Origin of the sequence: Mycobacterium sp. M26 (assembly GCF_001494595.1) — a bacterium.
In the GTDB taxonomy this organism is placed as follows: Bacteria; Actinomycetota; Actinomycetes; order Mycobacteriales; family Mycobacteriaceae; genus Mycobacterium.
Genome location: NZ_LN929908.1, coordinates 2,561,743 through 2,578,968, shown reverse-complemented (window position 1 = coordinate 2,578,968; position 17,226 = coordinate 2,561,743). Strand labels below are relative to the sequence as shown.

The 17,226-nt window shown below is 68.2% G+C and carries 16 protein-coding genes and 1 pseudogene; 6 read left to right on the top strand and 11 right to left on the bottom strand.

The features are described from left to right. Positions 1-16 precede the first annotated feature (16 nt). Positions 17-424, top strand: coding sequence for a hypothetical protein (locus BN3385_RS21645; RefSeq protein WP_059019878.1), 408 nt, complete (start codon positions 17-19; stop codon positions 422-424). Here the strand turns inward: BN3385_RS21645 and BN3385_RS21640 are convergent. Genes BN3385_RS21640 through tkt form a run of 6 tightly spaced genes read right to left on the bottom strand, consistent with a single transcriptional unit; the run spans position 421 to position 7,288 of the window. Then, positions 421-810, bottom strand: a complete 390-nt coding sequence (locus tag BN3385_RS21640; RefSeq protein ID WP_059019876.1) for a hypothetical protein — start codon at positions 808-810, stop codon at positions 421-423. The genes BN3385_RS21645 and BN3385_RS21640 overlap by 4 nt on opposite strands. A 5-nt stretch (positions 811-815) precedes the next feature. After that, positions 816-1,559, bottom strand: coding sequence for a 6-phosphogluconolactonase (pgl, locus tag BN3385_RS21635; protein ID WP_059019874.1), 744 nt, complete (start codon positions 1,557-1,559; stop codon positions 816-818). Positions 1,560-1,575: 16 nt separating this feature from the next. Beyond that, complete coding sequence (gene opcA / locus BN3385_RS21630) at positions 1,576-2,487, bottom strand: glucose-6-phosphate dehydrogenase assembly protein OpcA (RefSeq protein ID WP_059022286.1); 912 nt, start codon at positions 2,485-2,487, stop codon at positions 1,576-1,578. Continuing rightward, positions 2,484-4,055 (bottom strand): glucose-6-phosphate dehydrogenase, encoded by a 1,572-nt coding sequence (gene zwf, locus BN3385_RS21625; protein ID WP_059019873.1) that lies wholly within the window; start codon positions 4,053-4,055, stop codon positions 2,484-2,486. The genes opcA and zwf overlap by 4 nt, the downstream gene beginning before the upstream one ends. Then, positions 4,052-5,167 (bottom strand): transaldolase, encoded by a 1,116-nt coding sequence (gene tal / locus BN3385_RS21620; protein WP_059019872.1) that lies wholly within the window; start codon positions 5,165-5,167, stop codon positions 4,052-4,054. Before tal ends, zwf begins: the two co-directional genes overlap by 4 nt. A gap of 27 nt (positions 5,168-5,194) precedes the next feature. Continuing rightward, positions 5,195-7,288, bottom strand: coding sequence for a transketolase (gene tkt, locus BN3385_RS21615; protein WP_059019870.1), 2,094 nt, complete (start codon positions 7,286-7,288; stop codon positions 5,195-5,197). Positions 7,289-7,533: 245 nt separating this feature from the next. On the opposite strand from tkt, the gene BN3385_RS21610 reads away from it, so the two are divergent. Continuing rightward, positions 7,534-8,463: a heme o synthase gene (locus BN3385_RS21610; RefSeq protein WP_059019869.1), complete on the top strand. Its 930-nt coding sequence runs from the start codon at positions 7,534-7,536 to the stop codon at positions 8,461-8,463. Here BN3385_RS21610 and BN3385_RS21605 read toward each other — a convergent pair. Beyond that, the gene (locus BN3385_RS21605; protein ID WP_059019868.1) at positions 8,460-9,434 is read right to left on the bottom strand and encodes a quinone oxidoreductase family protein; all 975 of its coding nucleotides are present in this window, start codon (positions 9,432-9,434) and stop codon (positions 8,460-8,462) included. The two genes, BN3385_RS21610 and BN3385_RS21605, sit on opposite strands and share 4 nt — an antisense overlap. Before the next feature lie 30 nt (positions 9,435-9,464). Between BN3385_RS21605 and BN3385_RS21600 the strand changes: the two genes are divergently transcribed. Next, on the top strand, positions 9,465-10,403 hold the full coding sequence (locus BN3385_RS21600; RefSeq protein WP_059022284.1) for an ATP-grasp domain-containing protein: 939 nt from the start codon (positions 9,465-9,467) through the stop codon (positions 10,401-10,403). On the opposite strand, the gene BN3385_RS21595 is transcribed toward BN3385_RS21600, so the two are convergent. The 4 genes from BN3385_RS21595 to mptB are packed head-to-tail and all read right to left on the bottom strand — an operon-like array spanning position 10,353 to position 14,769. Continuing rightward, positions 10,353-11,300, bottom strand: a complete 948-nt coding sequence (locus BN3385_RS21595) for a COX15/CtaA family protein (protein ID WP_059019867.1) — start codon at positions 11,298-11,300, stop codon at positions 10,353-10,355. The genes BN3385_RS21600 and BN3385_RS21595 overlap by 51 nt on opposite strands. A 48-nt stretch (positions 11,301-11,348) precedes the next feature. Beyond that, the gene (locus BN3385_RS21590) at positions 11,349-12,122 is read right to left on the bottom strand and encodes an ABC transporter permease (protein WP_059019861.1); all 774 of its coding nucleotides are present in this window, start codon (positions 12,120-12,122) and stop codon (positions 11,349-11,351) included. After that, a complete protein-coding gene (locus tag BN3385_RS21585; protein ID WP_059019856.1) occupies positions 12,119-13,051 on the bottom strand; it encodes an ABC transporter ATP-binding protein in 933 nt (310 codons plus the stop codon). Before BN3385_RS21585 ends, BN3385_RS21590 begins: the two co-directional genes overlap by 4 nt. Next, the gene (gene mptB / locus BN3385_RS21580) at positions 13,048-14,769 is read right to left on the bottom strand and encodes a polyprenol phosphomannose-dependent alpha 1,6 mannosyltransferase MptB (protein WP_059022282.1); all 1,722 of its coding nucleotides are present in this window, start codon (positions 14,767-14,769) and stop codon (positions 13,048-13,050) included. The genes BN3385_RS21585 and mptB overlap by 4 nt, the downstream gene beginning before the upstream one ends. Before the next feature lie 74 nt (positions 14,770-14,843). Here mptB and BN3385_RS21575 point away from each other — a divergent pair, with 74 nt between their 5' ends. From BN3385_RS21575 to BN3385_RS29480, 3 genes and pseudogenes are all read left to right on the top strand, one after another. Further along, positions 14,844-15,557: a helix-turn-helix transcriptional regulator gene (locus BN3385_RS21575; RefSeq protein WP_059019852.1), complete on the top strand. Its 714-nt coding sequence runs from the start codon at positions 14,844-14,846 to the stop codon at positions 15,555-15,557. Positions 15,558-15,618: 61 nt separating this feature from the next. After that, a complete protein-coding gene (gene sufB / locus BN3385_RS21570; protein WP_059019850.1) occupies positions 15,619-17,061 on the top strand; it encodes a Fe-S cluster assembly protein SufB in 1,443 nt (480 codons plus the stop codon). Next, positions 17,061-17,195: pseudogene (locus BN3385_RS29480) on the top strand (Fe-S cluster assembly protein SufD); the annotation flags it as partial. The gene sufB and the pseudogene BN3385_RS29480, both read left to right, overlap by 1 nt. Between the last annotated feature and the right edge of the window lie 31 nt (positions 17,196-17,226).

Sequence of the window (17,226 nt, the reverse complement as noted above, 5' to 3'; positions counted from 1 at the left end):
ATTGACCGTGACTCACGTGTTGTTCGTCGCCGCACCACACGCATCGGCCCGCGCTCTGGCCGAATCCATGCTGGATTGCTTCGGGATCAACGCGGCCGCGGTCGCGGGGGCCAGGCATTGCACGGCCCAGACGGAATCAGCCGCCGTCGGGCTGCCGCTCGGCGTCGACTATCACGCGTTCCACGGTGCGGACCTGCCGGCGCGTGTCAGCGCCGTCAGCGTGTCGGGTAGTTACCTGCGCAAGGTCCGCGACGAATTTGCCCACGTGCCGGAATTGGCGACCTATCTGTTCGGCGCGACCCACCTCGTTCGGGTCGCCCATGACGCCACCGAAGCCGCCGCCGACGCCGCCGACGACGCGATCGCCCGTTTCGCGCAGCACCATCGCATCCGTCGCCTGCTGCCCGAGAAGCAGCCCAGCTAGCGGTCGGTGGTGGCGCGCCGCACGGCGTTGACCACTCCGCGCACCGCCGATTCGGTCGCCGCCAGCGGCGACATCACGGCCTCACTGATCCCGACGATCCGCTCGACGCGCTCGACGATCCGCTCCATCCGCTCGACGACAGCAGTGAGCCTGGGCGCCAACTCATCGATCCTGGTCAGCGTGGAGTTGAAGACGCCCAGCGTCTCCTCGAAGTACTCCATGGTGCCGTTCATTCCGCTCATCGTCTTGTTCAGATCGGTGAGGGCCTCGCTCATCCCCTCGAGGATGGTGTCGAGCTGGTCGACGGTCACGTCGGCGTTCAGCGCAGCCTGCGCGAGCGTCTTGATCCGGTCGCGGCCGCTGCGCGGCGGCGTCTTGTCAGCCATGGGGCTCAGTGTGGCAGCTTGCTCGCCGCCGTGGTGTCGAGAAGCCACACCGTGGCCTCGCGCCCGATCGCGCCGCCTGACGGAATGTCCGCCGGGGATGCCCCGCCGATCGCGTCGGCTACCGCGTCGGCCTTGGCCTCCCCGGAGACCACCAGCCACACCTCGCGGGACCGCTGCACCGCAGGCAGCGTCAGCGTGATGCGGCGCGGCGGCGGCTTCGGCGAATCCTCTACACCCACCACCAGACGCTCGGTTTCCAGCGTCGCGGGGGAGTGCGGGAACAGCGAGTTGATATGCCCCTCGCCGCCCATCCCGAGCAGGTGGACGTCGAAATCCGGTGCGGGCTCGCCGGGTTCGGCATTGGCGGCCAGCACGTCCTGGTACGCCGCCGCGGCCGCCTGCAGGTCGTCACCGAACTCGCCGTCGCTGGCAGCCATGGGATGAACATTGGCTGCGGGGATCGCGATGTGGTCGATCAGCACCTCATACGCCTGCTTGGCGTTGCGCTCATCGTCGTCGGCGGGCACGAACCGTTCGTCACCCCAGAACAGGTGAACCTTCGACCAGTCGATGCCCTCGTCGTGGGCGCCCACATGCTTGAGCAAGCCGATGCCGGTGCCTCCGCCGGTCAGCACGATCAGCGCCTTCCCGCGGGCGGCGATGGCGCCGCGGATCGCGGCGACCAACCGGTCGCCGGCGGCCGCGACCAGGGCGGCGGTGTCGGGATAGGTTTCGACGATTCGGGTCATGGCAGTGTGGAACCCCTCACGCGTAGGTCACCTTGTCGATTCCGGCCAACGCCTCGCGATAGATCTCATCGGGGTCGAGGCGGCGCAGATCCTCGGCCAGACAGTCACGGGTCTCGCGGCGCGGCAGGGGCAGCAGGGCGTCGGGCCTGGCGGTGCGGGTCAGGGTGGCGGTTACCCCGTCCTGCGGCCGGCTCAGCGTCACCGTTTCGGTGGGCCGCACGAGTTCGACCTTCAACTCGCCGGTGGCGCGGGTGACCGTGCCGTCGATGCGGCTGGCCAGCCAGCCGGCCAGGATGTCCAGCGCCGGTTCGTCCTTCAGGCCGGACACCAGGGCCGAGGTCACCGGCTCATACGGCGGCTGGTCCAGCGCCGAGGCCAGCAGCGCACGCCAGTAGGTGATCCGACTCCACGCAAGGTCGGTGTCACCGTTGGTGTATCCGGCGAGCCTGCCCTTGATCGACGCCAATGGATCGGCCGCACCGGTGGCGTCGGTGATCCGGCGAATTGCCAAGCAGCCCAACGGGTCCTGAGCGGGTACCGCCGGGGCGGCGCCGGGCCACCAGGCCACCACCGGGGTGTCGGGCAGCAGGAAGGGCAGCACCACACTGCTGGCATGGTTCGCCAGCGGGCCGGAGATCTTGAGCACCACGACTTCGCCGGCGCCGGCGTCCCCGCCGACTCGCAACTGGCCGTCGAGTCGCGGCTCGGCGGCCAGCCGGTCGTCGGGAACCACGACGATGATCCGACAGGGGTGCTCGCGGCTGGCTGCGGTGGCGGCGTCGATGGCGTCCTCGACCAGATCGAGGCTGTCCGGGGCGATCACCAGGGTCAGGACCCGGCCGAGGGTGATCGCACCGCCTTCCTCGCGCAGCGAGGTGATCCGCTTGTTGAGGTCATTGGTGGTGGTGGCGGGCAGATCGACTATCACGGCCGCCTCCATTCCCGACCGGTGCGCTGCAGCATCTCGAACGCCGACTCCGGCCCCCAGGTGCCCGACTCATACGGGTCGGGCTTGCCATGCGACGCCCAATAGTCGAGCACGGGATCCAGTATCTCCCAGGATAATTCGACCTCGGCGTTACCGGGGAACAGCGACGGCTCGCCCAGCAGCACGTCCAGGATCAACCGTTCGTAAGCCTCCGGGGAATCCTCGGCAAACGCCGACCCGTAGGAGAAGTCCATGTTCACGTCACGCACTTCCATCGCGGTGCCCGGCACCTTCGAACCGAACCGCAGCGTGATGCCCTCGTCGGGCTGCACGCGGATCACCAGGGCGTTCTGCCCCAACTCCTCGGTCATCGTCGCATCGAACGGCAGATGCGGTGCCCGCTTGAACACCAGTGCGATCTCGGTGACCCTGCGGCCCAACCGTTTTCCGGTGCGCAGATAGAACGGCACCCCGGCCCAGCGCCGGGTGTCCACCTCAAGGGTGATCGCCGCGAAGGTCTCGGTGGTGGAGTCCTTGGAGAAGTCCTCTTCGTCGAGCAGGCCCACCACCTTCTCGCCGCCTTGCCAGCCGGCCGTGTACTGGCCGCGTGAGGTGGTCAGATCCAGCGGCTGCGTCAGCGATGTCGCCGAGAGCACCTTGATCTTCTCGGCCCGAACCTCGCTGGGGTGGAAGCTCACCGGCTCTTCCATCGCCGTCAGTGCCAGCAGCTGCAGCAGGTGGTTCTGAATCACGTCGCGGGCTGCACCGATACCGTCGTAGTAGCCGCCCCGGCCGCCCAGGCCGATGTCCTCGGCCATGGTGATCTGCACGCTGTCGACGTAGTGGCTGTTCCAGATCGGCTCGTAGAGTTCGTTGGCAAAGCGCAGCGCCAGAATGTTCTGCACCGTCTCCTTGCCGAGGTAGTGGTCGATGCGGAACACCGACTCCTCGGGAAAGACGCTGTTGACCAACGAGTTCAGCTCGATCGCACTGTCAAGGTCATGGCCGAACGGCTTCTCGATCACCACCCGGCTCCAGCGGCCCTCCTGCTGGCGGGCCAGGCCGGACTTCTTCAGCTGCTCGCACACCTGAGGGAACGCCTTCGGTGGGATCGACAGGTAGAAGGCGTGATTGCCGCCGGTGCCGCGCTCGATGTCGAGCTTCTCCAGCGTCTCCGACAGCCGGGCGAAAGCCCCCTCGTCATCGAAGGTGCCGCAGACGAACCGGATACCTTCGGCCAGCCGGTCCCAGACCTCCTGGCGGAACGGGGTGCGGGCGTGTTCCTTGACCGCGTCGTAGACGATCTTCCCGAAATCCTCATCAGCCCAATCCCGTCGGGCGAACCCGACCAGAGAGAACGACGGCGGCAACAGCCCCCGGTTGGCCAGGTCGTAGATCGCCGGCATCAACTTCTTGCGGGCCAGGTCACCCGTGACACCGAAGATGACGACACCGCACGGCCCGGCGATCCGGGGCATCCGCTTGTCGCGCTTGTCGCGCAGCGGGTTATGCCAACCCGCCGGGGCGGGTGCGACCACCCCGGGCACGGGCTGCTGGCTGCCGCTCATTTGGCGGCGTCGAGCTGGCCCTGTGTTGCGTCGAGCAGTTCTTGCCACGACTTCTCGAACTTGTCCACGCCCTCGTTCTCGAGGACCAGGAACACGTCGCGCAGATCGATACCGATGGCCTCGAGCTTGTCGAACACCTCCTGCGACTCCGCGGCGGTTCCGGTGATCGTGTCACCGGTGACCACGCCGTGATCGGCGACGGCGTCAATTGTCTTCTCCGGCATGGTGTTCACCGTGTTGGGCGCCACCAGTTCGGTGACGTACAGCGTGTCGGAGTAGTCCGGGTTCTTGACGCCGGTCGAAGCCCATAGCGGTCGCTGCACCCAGGCGCCCGCCTCGGCCAGCGGCTCGAAACGCTTGCCGCCGACGAAAACCTCCTCGTAGGCCGCGTAGGCCAACCGGGCGTTGGCCACCCCGGCCTTGCCACGCAGCGCCAGCGCTTCGGGCGTGCCGATCTTCTCCAGCCGGGCATCGATCTCGGTGTCCACCCGGGAGACGAAGAACGACGCGACCGAGTGGATGGTGTTGAGATCGTGGCCGGCCTGCTGGGCGGCCTCCAGGCCGGCCAGGTAGGCGTCCATCACCGCGCGGTGGCGCTCCACCGAGAAGATCAGCGTGACGTTGACCGAAATACCCTCAGCCAGAACGGCGGTGATAGCGGGCAGGCCCGCCTCGGTGGCCGGGATCTTGATGAGCAGGTTGGGCCGATCGACGATCTTCCACAGCTCGATGGCCTGCAGCACGGTCTTGTCGGTGTCGTGGGCCAGCCGCGGATCCACCTCGATCGAGACCCGGCCGTCCACCCCGTTAGAGGCCTCCCACTGCGGACGCAGCACGTCACACGCGGCGCGCACGTCATCGGTGGTGACGGTGCGGATGGTGGCGTCCACGTCGGCCCCGCGCTCGGCGAGCTCGGCGACCTGGGCGTCGTAGGCGGTGCCCTTGGACAGGGCTGCCTGGAAGATCGACGGGTTGGTGGTCACACCCACCACACTCTTGGTGTCGATCAGCTCCTGGAGGTTGCCCGACTTCAACCGGTCCCGGGACAGGTCGTCGAGCCAGACGGAGACGCCCGCGGCGGCCAGCGCCGCGAGATGGGGATTCTGTGCCATGGCGGGTTCCTTGTCTGCAGTCGTCGATCAGTTGTCGATAGCGCGTTCAGCAGCCGCGGCGACAGCCTCTGGGGTGAAGCCGAATTCGCGGAACAGCGTCTTGTCGTCGGCGGATTCGCCGTAGTGCTCGATGGAGATGATCTCGCCGGTGTCACCGACGTACTTGTACCAACTCTGGGCGATACCGGCCTCCACCGCGACGCGGGCCGACACATCCGGCGGCAGCACGCTGTCCCGGTACTCCTGCGGCTGTGCCTCGAACCACTCGACGCAGGGCATCGACACGACATAGGCGCGAATATCCTTGTCGGCCAGCAGCTTTTGCGCCTCTACCGCAAGTTGGAGTTCAGAGCCGGTGGCGATGATGATCACGTCGGCGTCATCGGCCGGGTTTCCTCCGCCCAGGACGTAACCGCCCCTGGCCACCCCCTCGCTGCTGGTGCCCTCCAGAACAGGGATGCCCTGCCGGGTGAGGATGAAACCAACCGGGCCACTGCCGTTTCCACGGGCGATGATGCTGCGCCACGCATAAGCCGTCTCGTTCGGGTCGCCCGGGCGAACCACGGCGAGCCGGGGGATGGCCCGCAGCGCCGCCAGGTGCTCGATGGGCTGGTGCGTCGGACCGTCCTCGCCGAGGCCGATCGAATCGTGCGTCCAGATGTAGATCGTGTCGATGTCCATCAGCGCGGCCAGCCGGACTGCCGGTCGCATGTAATCGGCGAACTGCAGGAAGGTGCCGCCGAAGGCCCGGGTCGGTCCGTGCAGCACGATGCCGGACAGGATCGAGCCCATCGCGTGCTCACGGATCCCGAAGTGCAGAACGCGTCCGTACCAGTCGGCGGTGAAGTCGTCGGTGGAGATGCTCGGCGGCCCAAACGATTTCACGCCGTTGATCGTGGTGTTGTTGCTGCCGGCGAGATCAGCCGAGCCGCCCCACAATTCGGGCAGCTTCGGTGCGACGTCGTTGAGCACCTGGCCGAAGGCGGCGCGGGTCGCGATGGCCTTGGAGCCCGGCTCCCAGTAGGTGAGGTCCGCGTCCCAGCCTTCGGGCAGCTCCTGGGCAAGCAGGCGGTCCAGCAGCGCCTTGCGCTCCGGCTCACGCTCGGCCCAGGCATCGAACTCGCCCTGCCACTTCTGGTGCGCCTCGCGCCCCCGGTCGACGAGCTTGCGGGTATGACCGATCACCTCGTCGGAGACCTCAAAGGTCTTGTCCGGATCGAAGCCCAGCACCTTCTTGGTGGCCGCCACCTCGTCGGCGCCCAGGGCCGAGCCGTGCACCCCGCCGGTGTTCATCTTCGTCGGGGAGGGATAGCCGATGATGGTGCGCACCGAAATGAACGACGGCTTGTCGGTGACCTTCTTGGCCTCTTCGATGGCCTTCTCAATACCGACCACGTTTTCGCCGCCCTCGACCTCCTGCACGTGCCAGCCATAGGCGCGGTACCGGTCGGCGACGTTCTCCGAGAGCGCGATGTCGGTGTCGTGCTCGATCGAGATGTGGTTCTTGTCGTAGAACACGATGAGGTTGCCCAGCTGCTGGGTGCCGGCGAGCGACGAGGCCTCACTGGTGACACCCTCTTCGATGTCACCGTCGGAGGCGATCACATAGATGAAGTGATCGAACGGGCTGGTGCCCGCGGGGGCGTCCGGGTCGAACAGGCCGCGCTCGTAGCGCGACGCCATCGCCATCCCGACCGCCGAGGCCAGGCCCTGGCCCAGCGGGCCGGTGGTGATCTCCACGCCCTTGGTGTGCCGGAATTCCGGGTGGCCCGGGGTCTTGGACCCCCAGGTCCGCAGCGACTCGATATCGGAAAGCTCCAGACCGAAGCCGCCCAGGTACAGCTGCAGGTACAGGGTCAGGCTGCTGTGCCCACAGGACAGCACGAAGCGGTCGCGGCCCAGCCAGTGGGTATCGCTGGGGTCATGACGCATCACCCGCTGGAACAGCGTGTACGCCAGCGGCGCCAGGCTCATCGCGGTGCCGGGGTGGCCGTTGCCGACCTTCTGCACCGCGTCGGCGGCCAGGACGCGAACCGTGTCGACGGAACGCGAGTCGACCTCGGTCCAGTCGTCGGGGTGGTGCGGTTCGGTCAGGGCGGAAATCTGTTCGAGCGTGGTCACTAACTCACTCCTGGCGTCAGGTCGGCGGGCAAGCTGGGGCCTTCTCTTACCCTAGTGCCGGATGGGGGATCGCTGCACAGTGCTGCCTGCAGCGTTACCAGCAGGGGAAGAATTACGCCTCCGACTCTCTCATCGAGGTGAAATCGCCGTGAATTGCCCCTTGAGTTCCGGCGCGGGGGTGCCGCGGTCTACCATCGCCTGTAGTAGATCGTTGGCGTAGCCGCCAGTTGTCAGGAGTCAGTTGCGTGAGAGTTCGCGAAGTGCACCTCGTCGAAGGGGCGCCGGTCCGGTTCCGCGACAGACTTCTGGGCTACCTCGCACTGACCAAACCGCGCGTCATCGAACTGCTTCTGGTCACCACCATCCCGGCCATGCTGCTGGCGGCGCGGGGCACCGTTGATCCGCTGCTGATCGCCAACACCCTGTTCGGCGGCATGCTGGCCGCGGCCGGCGCCAACGCGCTGAACTGCGTGGCCGACGCCGATATCGACAAGGTGATGAAGCGCACCGAGCGCCGGCCGCTGGCCCGGGCCACCGTGCCCCGCAGCCACGCGCTGGTCTTCGGTCTGGCGCTGTCGGTGGCGTCCTTCTTCTGGCTGTGGTGGACCACCAACATGCTCTCGGCGCATCTGGCCGCCGCGACCATCGCGTTCTACGTCCTGGTCTACACGCTGCTGCTCAAGCGCCGGACCTCGCAGAACGTGGTCTGGGGCGGCGCGGCCGGCTGCATGCCGGTGATGATCGGCTGGTCGGCGGTGACCGGCACGATCGGCTGGCAGGCGCTGGTGATGTTCGCCATCATCTTCTTCTGGACTCCGCCGCACACCTGGGCGCTGGCGATGAAGTACAAGGACGACTACGCCGCCGCCGGGGTGCCGATGCTTCCCGTGGTGGCGACCGAACTCCAGGTCACCCGGCAGGTCGTCATCTATACCTGGCTCACCGTGGTCGCCACCCTGGCGCTCATTCCGGCGACCGGCTGGTTGTACGCCTCGGTGGCCGCCCTGGCCGGGGCCTGGTTCCTGGTGATGGCGCACCGTCTGCACGCCGGGGTGCGCCGCGGCGAGTCGGTCAAGCCGCTGCGGCTGTTCCTGCAGTCGAACAACTACCTGGCGCTGGTCTTCGTGGCCCTGGCCGTCGACTCTGCGCTGAACTTGCCCACGCTCTTCTCCTAGGGCAGCAGGACGATCGATCCCGTGGTCTTGCGGCCCTGCAGATCGCGATGGGCCTGCTCGGCCTCGGCCAGCGGGTAGTGCCCGCCGACGGTGATCGTGATCGAGCCGTCGGCGATCGCGTCGAGCAGCTCGCCGGCCCGCCACGCGAACTCGTCGGGTGTGCGGGTGAAGTGGGCCAGGTTCGGCCGGGTCAGGTACACCGAACCGGCGGCGTTGAGCCGCTGCGGGTCCACCGGCGGCACCGGTCCGCTGGACGCGCCGAACAAGGCCAGCGTGCCGCGCACCGCGAGGCTGGCCAGGCTCGCGTCGAACGTCGACTTGCCGACGCCGTCGTACACCGCGGCCACCCCGTGCCCGCCGGTGAGCTCACGGATCGCGGCGGCGAACTCGGCCGGGTCCTCGGGGTAGTCGAGCACCTCGACGGCGCCGGCTTGCCGCGACAGCTCGGCCTTCTCCGGAGTCGACGCGGTGGTGATCACCCGGGCCCCCAGGCTGGTGGCCCACTGCGTGAGGATCAGGCCCACCCCGCCGGCACCGGCATGCACCAGCACCGTGTCGCGGGGCTGCACCTCATACACCGACTTGATCAGGTAGTGCGCCGTCATCCCCTTCAGCAGCGCTGAGGCGACCGCGTCGGATTGCACCGCATCCGGCACGTAGGCCACGAAATCAGCTGGGGCCGTGCAGAATTCGGCGTACGCGCCCGCGGCGTTCGCAGTGACCACCCGATCACCCGGCGCGATCGCAGCGACCTCGTCGCCCACCGCGGCCACCGTCCCGCACACCTCGCTGCCCAGAATGAACGGCACCGGACGCGGGTATTGCCCGGACCGGAAGTAGGTGTCGATGTAGTTCACCCCGATGGCGTCGGCCTGGATCAGCACCTCGCCGGGTCCGGGGGAGGGCTTGTCCTTCTCGACGTAGCTCAGGACCTCGGGACCGCCTGTCTGGGCGACTTCGATTGCGTGCATGTCACTATCATCCCCGGTGTGAAGTCGCCCGTGTCGCTGGCACGTCCAGATCTGTTCCACCCCAAGATCGTGCTGGCCGGATGCCCCCAGTTGGTCGAGGGCGACGGCGACGACGACGGCGTCCTCGAGGCGCTGCGCACCCGCGGCCTGCATGCCCACTGGCTGTCGTGGGACGACCCGCAGACCGAGACGGCTGACCTCGTCATCCTGCGTGCCACCTGGGACTACGCCGAGCGCCGCGACGAGTTCCTGGCCTGGACCACCCGGGTGCGCAACCTGTTGAACGCTCCGGCGGTGGTCGCCTGGAACAGCGACAAGCACTACCTCGACGACCTGGCTGCCGCCGGTGTGCCGACGCTGCCGTCCTACTTCTTCGAACCCGGGCAGAAGGTGCGGCTGCCCAAGGGTGAGGTCGTGGTCAAACCCGCGATCGGCGCCGGCTCCATCGACACCCGCCGCTTCACCGACCGGGCCGCCGCTCGCGCCCACGCCGCCGCCCTGCAGGACAGTGGCCGCACCGCGCTGGTGCAGCCCTACGACGCCCGTGTGGAGGCCGGTGAGACCGCACTGGTGTTTCTGGGCGGCGAACAGTCCCACGCCTTCACCAAGGGCCCGATGCTGCCGCCCGAGGGCAAGCTGCCCGACCTCGACGAGTCGGGCACTTTCGCCGAGGAGTCGCTGACCGGCGCTGACCCCGACTTCGCCATGTGGGATGTCGGATATGCCGCGCTTGACGCCGCCGCTGCGCACCTGGGTATCGCCAGGGCGGAACTGCTGTACGCCCGCGTCGATCTCATCGGCGGCCCGGACGCACCTCTGCTGCTCGAACTGGAACTGATCGAGCCGTCGCTGGGCTGGCGCCAACTCGGCGAGGAGGCCAGGGCATTGCAGCAGCGGGCGTTCGCGGTCTGCGTGGAGTCAGCTTTGGAGCGTCTTGGGCTCGGTCCGCTGTCGCATCGACGCCCATAGCGCCGCGGTGGCCGCGGTGCAGGCCGCCGCACCGGCAACGTGCAGGGCCACCAGCGCGGCCGGCACCCCGGAGAAGAACTGGATCGCGCCGAGCAGACCCTGGGCGATCACCAGAGCGACGAGTACAGCCAGGCGACGCATGATCAGCCGCGGGGCGTACACGGCGAACAGGCCCGCCCCCAGCCCGATCAGCAGCGACAGGTAGATGAACAGGAACGTCGAGTGCGCGTGCACCAGCGTGATGATCTCGACCTCAAGGCGGGGCACCACCCGTTGCGGGCTCTTGTCGCCGGCGTGCGGCCCGGCCCCGGTGACGGTGGTCCCGGTGATCAGCGTCGCCGACAGGGCCAGTGCGCTCAGAACGGTCAAGTGGCGCAACGGTTTCGGCACCAGGGCGGTCGGGATGCCGTCGTCGGGTTCACCGATCTTCACGTACAGCAGGGTTGCCAGCCAGACCATCAGCATCGAGGCCAGCATGTGGATCGCGACGGTCCACCACAGCAGACCGGTCAGCACCGTGATCCCGCCGATGACGGCTTGCAGCACCGTCGACGCCGGCATCAGCCAGGCGTAGATCAGCACCTCGCGGCGCCGCCGGGCGCGGGTGACGGCCAACACGGCCAGGATCGCGGTGATCACCACCAGGAACGTGATCATCCGATTGCCGAACTCCACGGCCTGATGGATGCCGGGTACCTCGGGATGCGGTTGCGGGGTGAAGCTCCCCGGGAAGCACTGCGGCCAGGTGGGGCAGCCGAGGCCGGAGGCGGTGACGCGCACGATCGCGCCGGTGACCGCGATACCGGCCTGGGTGAGTAGGACGGCGGCGGCGATGATGCGCTGGGTGCGCAGGCTGGGCAGCGGAAGAAGGTCCACCAACCGCAGGAATAACCGCACGGCCCGATCGTAGAGGACGGCGAACTACGGACCGTAGTAGGGCTGTGCTCAGGTGAAGCGGAACCAGCGCAGCGCCGCCAGGGCCGACACCGCGCCCCAGGCTGCGAGCACCGCGATGCCGAACCAGTCCACCGACAGCGACATCGCCTGGGTCAGCGCCTCGGTCAGGGCGCCCGATGGCGTCAGGCGCGCCACCCACGCCACCGCGCGGGGGATGGCCGCGGTCTCCAGCGTCAGCGCACCCAGCCCGGCGAAGACGAACCACAGCAGGTTGGCCACCGCCAGCACGATCTCGGCGCGCAGCGTCCCGCCGAGCAGCAGGCCCATCGCGGCGAACCCGGCGGTGCCCAGCGCGATGATGACCGCCCCGAGCAGCAGGCCCACCGGCGCCGGACGCCAGCCCAGGGCCAGGCCGATCCCGCCGAGTAACAGCGCCTGCAGGAACACCACCGTGACGACGGCCAGTGCTTTGCCGGCGATGATGCCCCACACCGGCAGAGCAGTGGCGCCCAGGCGTTTGAGCGCGCCGTAGCGCCGGTCGAACGCCACCGCGATGGCCTGCCCGGTGAACGCCGTCGAGATCACCGCGAGCGCCATGATCATCGGCACGAAGACGGCTACTCGGTTGTCGCCGAACGAGCCCAGCGGCAAAAGCGTGAGGCCGATCAGCAGCGTGATCGGGATGAACATGGTCAGCAGCAGCTGTTCGCCGTTGCGTAGCAACAACTTCAGTTCGAGGCCGTACTGGGCGGCCAGCATCTTCGGCACGGTGTTCGGCCGCGGATCCGGACGGAAGGTGCCGGCCGGGAAGAGCTCTGTCATGGCCGCAGCTCCTTGCCGGTCAGGTCGAGGAACACGTCCTCGAGGCTGCGCTGCTCGACCCGCACGTCGGTGGCCAGCACGTTGAGCCGGGCACACCAGGCGGTCACGGTCGCCAGGACCTGGGGATCGATATCGCCCTCAACCAGGTACTCGCCGGGCGAGACCTCGGAGGCGACGTAGTTCTCCGGCAGCGCGGAGACCAACAGCGAGAGGTCCAGGCGGCGCGGCGCGGTGAACCGCAGCTGACCCTCGGCACCGTCACGCATCAGGTCCGCAGGGGTTCCGGCGGCCACCGACGAGCCGTGGTCGATGATGACGATCCGGTCGGCCAGTTCCTCGGCCTCCTTGAGCTGGTGGGTCGTCAGCACCACCGTGACCCCGTCGCGGCGCAAGGCGTCGATCAGCTCCCACACCACCAGCCGGGCGTGGGCATCCATGCCGGCGGTCGGCTCGTCGAGAAACACCAACTCCGGCCTGCCGACCAGCGCGCAGGCCAGCGCCAGCCGCTGCTGCTGGCCGCCGGACAGCCGGCGGTAGGTGGTGCGAGCGGCATCGGTGAGCCCGAGGGTGTCCAGCAGCCAGGCCGGGTCCAGCGGGTCGGCGGCGTAGGAGGCGACCAGCTTGAGCATCTCGCCGGCCTTGGCGGCGGGGTAACCGCCGCCGCCCTGCAGCATCACGCCCACCCGCTCACGGACCCGCGCGTTGTCGGCCACCGGGTCCAGGCCGAGCACCGAGATCGTGCCCTCGTCCGGCTTGACGAAGCCCTCGCACATCTCGACCGTGGTGGTCTTGCCCGCGCCGTTGGGGCCCAGCAGGGCCAGCACCTCGGCGGCGTGCACGTCGAGATCGAGGTTCGAGACAGCCGTCGTCGACCCATAGCGTTTGGTGACCCCGCGCAACTGCACGGGGATTTCGGAGCCGGAACTCACGGAGACTCAGCGTAGGCGTCCGGCGCCGGACGCGGCGTGGGCGGTTGGGTCGGCGGGTCGGACGACGGCGGATCGGGGTCCTGACCGCTGAACGTCTCGGTGGTCCCGGGCACGGTGCGCCAGGGCAGCCGGTTGAGCGTGAGCGCGATCAGCAGCAGCACGATGACGGTGCTGGCGACGGTCGCGTCGACGATCTGGAACAGGGCGAAGCGATCCCCGTTGGCGGTGGGCCCGAAGATGCCGACGATCAAGGTCACGGCGATGGTGGCGATGCGGAAACCGGGGCGGGTGGCCCACGCCGCCAGCGGGATGATCGCCCACAGCAGGTACCACGGCTGCACGACGGGGAACAGCAACACCGTCGCGCCCAGCGCGACGCCGAGGCCGCCGACCGGGTGCAGTCGCCCGCGCAGGACGGCGAGCAGCAGCCAGGTGACGGTGATGGTGATGATCAACACACCCATGGCGCGGGTCAGCGACAGCACCGCGGTGGTGTGGTCGCCCAGACCGAGCAGAATGCCGACCTGACCGGTGCCCAACGCCAGCAGCGTCGGCGGGGACATCCAGCTGCGCACCACATTCGCGGTACCCAGGGTGAAGATCCAGCCGAAGCCCAGACCGCTGGCCCAGCCGATGATCGCCATCACCACCAGCGAGATGCTCAGCATGAAGGTGCTCGCCAGCAGGAAGGCCTTGATAGTGGCGCCCCAGCGATGGGCCAGTGCCATCGCCACGAAGCCGAGCGCCAGCAAGCTGGGCAACTTGACCTGCGACGACATGGTGATCAGGACAGCGCCGGTGATGAGCATGAGTAGCGGCACCCAGGCCGCCCACTGCTCCCGCCCGCGCGGCCAGTGCACCGGCCTGGGCAGCAGCGAACGGGCCGAGTCGATGCCGCGCAATGCGAACTCGGTGCCGGTCAGCATCAGGCCGAGCATCAGGGCTTCGTTGTGGATCCCGGCGACCAGGTGCATCAGCAGCAGCGGGTTGGCCGCTCCCAGCCACAGCGCGCTGACCTCGGCGACCCCACACCGGCGGGCCAGCCGCGGGACCGCCCAGACGATGAGGCTGACGCCGAAGAGGACCACCAGGCGGTGACTGAGCACCGCGGCGACGATGTCCTCGCCGGTCAGGGCGGAGATGCCGCGGCCGATCCACAGGAACAGCGGCCCGTAGGGCGCCGGGGTTTCGCGCCACAGGCTGGGCACCGACAGCGTGAAGACGTGGTCGAGGCCCAGGCCGGGGGCGGGCCCGACCTTGTACGGGTTGAGCCCGATCCGGGAGATCTGGCTCTGCGCCAGGTAGGAGTACACGTCCTTGGAGTACATCGGCGGCGCGATCAGCAGCGGCACCATCCACAGCAGCAGCGTGTGGTCGAGCTGGCTGCGCGACATCCGCCGCGGTCCCAGGGTGAAGCGGCCCAGCATCAGCCAGGCGAGCGCCATCATCACCGCGCCGGTGGTGGTCATGGTCAGCGACACGGTCTGGATGCGCGACGGCAGGTTCAGCAGCCGCACCCCGAAAGTGGGGTCTTGGACGACCGGCCGGGCGCCGGCGCCGAGCGCGCCGATTCCCATCAGGACCGTTCCGGTGGCCCCGAACAGCCGGGTACGGCGCATCGCCCGTGCTTCGGCGGCATTCAGTGGCGGCGCAACAGTCCGTTCGTCGCCGTGCAGACGGGCGATCGAGGTGCTCAGGGAGTGTTGGCGGGCTGCCACCACAGCACTCTAACTGCCGGCGCATCGGCGCCCGAGGCTGCTGAGGGTGCCCTTGCTGGACACCGCCCGAGGAATTGCGTCACACTGGTGTTGTGAAAATCCCGTCCGACGTCCATCCCGTGCCCGCTGCGGGCGCGGTGGCGGCGCATGACGGCCAGACGCGGCGCGCGATCGTGCGGCTGCTGCTGGAGTCGGGATCGATCACCGCTGCCGAGATCGGCCAACGGTTGGGCATCTCCGCCGCCGGGGTGCGCCGTCACCTCGACGCCCTGATCGACGGCGGTGACGCCGAGGCGATGGCCGCTGCGTCCTGGCAACAGGTCGGTCGCGGCCGGCCGGCCAAGCGCTACCGGTTGACCCCGGCAGGCCGTGCCAAACTCGAGCACACCTATGACGACCTGGCCTCGGCGGCCATGCGCCAGCTCCGCGAGATCGGCGGTGACGAGGCCGTGCAGACCTTCGCCCGCCGTCGCATCGACACCATCCTGGCCGGCGTCACCGACGGTCCCGACGACGTCGAGTCGACGGCCGAGCGGGTGGCCGACGCGCTGAGCAAGGCCGGGTACGCGACCACCACCACCCAGGTTCGCGGACCGATCCAGGGTATCCAGATCTGCCAGCACCACTGCCCGGTTTCCCATGTGGCAGAGGAGTTTCCGGAATTGTGCGAGGCCGAGCAGCAGGCCATGTCGGAGATCCTCGGCACCCATGTACAACGATTGGCCACCATCGCCAACGGCGACTGCGCCTGCACCACCCATGTACCGCTGAACCCGGTACAGCCCTAGAGCTTCACCTTCGGTGCACAGCCCCGCGCCGAAGCCACCACAACGCCGAAGGAGCGTCGCCATGACACTCACCCCGGACGCCAAGCCGGTCGAGCCGCTGTCCCAGGAGGAGACCATCGCCTCGCTGGGCCGCTACGGCTACGGCTGGGCAGACGCCGACGTCGCGGGCGCCTCGGCCCGCCGCGGTCTGTCGGAAGCGGTGGTGCGTGACATCTCCGCGAAGAAGAACGAGCCGGAGTGGATGCTCGACATCCGGCTCAAGGCGCTGCGCACCTTCGACAAGAAGCCGATGCCGAACTGGGGCTCCAACCTCGAGGGCATCGACTTCGACAACATCAAGTACTTCGTGCGCTCCACCGAGAAGCAGGCCGCCTCCTGGGAGGACCTGCCCGAGGACATCCGCAACACCTACGACCGCCTGGGCATCCCGGAGGCCGAGAAGCAGCGGCTGGTCGCCGGTGTGGCCGCGCAGTACGAGAGCGAAGTGGTCTACCACCAGATCCGCGAGGACCTCGAGGCCCAGGGCGTCATCTTCCTGGACACCGACAGCGGTCTGAAGGAACACCCGGAGATTTTCCGGCAGTACTTCGGCACGGTGATCCCGGCCGGCGACAACAAGTTCTCCGCGCTCAATACCGCGGTGTGGTCGGGCGGGTCGTTCATCTACGTCCCGCCGGGTGTGCACGTCGATATCCCGCTGCAGGCCTACTTCCGGATCAACACCGAGAACATGGGCCAGTTCGAGCGCACGCTGATCATCGCCGACGAGGGCTCCTACATCCACTACGTGGAGGGCTGCACCGCGCCGATCTACAAGAGCGACTCGCTGCACTCCGCGGTCGTGGAGATCATCGTCAAGCCTGGTGCCCGGGTGCGCTACACGACGATCCAGAACTGGTCGAACAACGTCTACAACCTGGTCACCAAGCGGGCCCGGGCCGAGGCCGGCGCCACCATGGAATGGGTCGACGGCAATATCGGTTCGAAGGTCACCATGAAGTACCCGGCGGTGTGGATGACCGGTGAGCACGCCAAGGGTGAGGTGCTTTCGGTGGCGTTCGCCGGTGAGGGTCAGCACCAGGACACCGGCGCCAAGATGGTCCACCTGGCTCCGAACACCAGCAGCAACATCGTGTCCAAGTCGGTGGCGCGCGGCGGTGGCCGGGCCTCCTACCGCGGTCTGGTTCAGGTCAACAAGGGCGCACACGGCTCACGCTCCTCGGTGAAATGCGATGCGCTGCTTGTCGATACGATCAGCCGCAGCGACACCTACCCGTACGTCGACATCCGTGAGGACGACGTCACCATGGGCCATGAGGCCACCGTGTCGAAGGTCAGCGCCGATCAGCTGTTCTACCTGATGAGCCGCGGCATGACCGAGGACGAGGCGATGGCCATGGTGGTGCGCGGCTTCGTCGAGCCGATTGCCAAGGAACTGCCGATGGAATACGCACTCGAGCTGAACCGGCTGATCGAGCTGCAGATGGAAGGCGCGGTCGGCTAATGAGCAATCTCACCAAGGCGGTCGAGGGTTCGCGCCTTACCGCCATCAACAAGGGCGAGCAATTCAGTTCGTTCGACGTCGACGCCTTCGAGGTCCCCGGCGGTCGTGACGAAGTCTGGCGGTTCACCCCGCTCAAGCGGCTGCGCGGGCTGCACAACGGTTCGG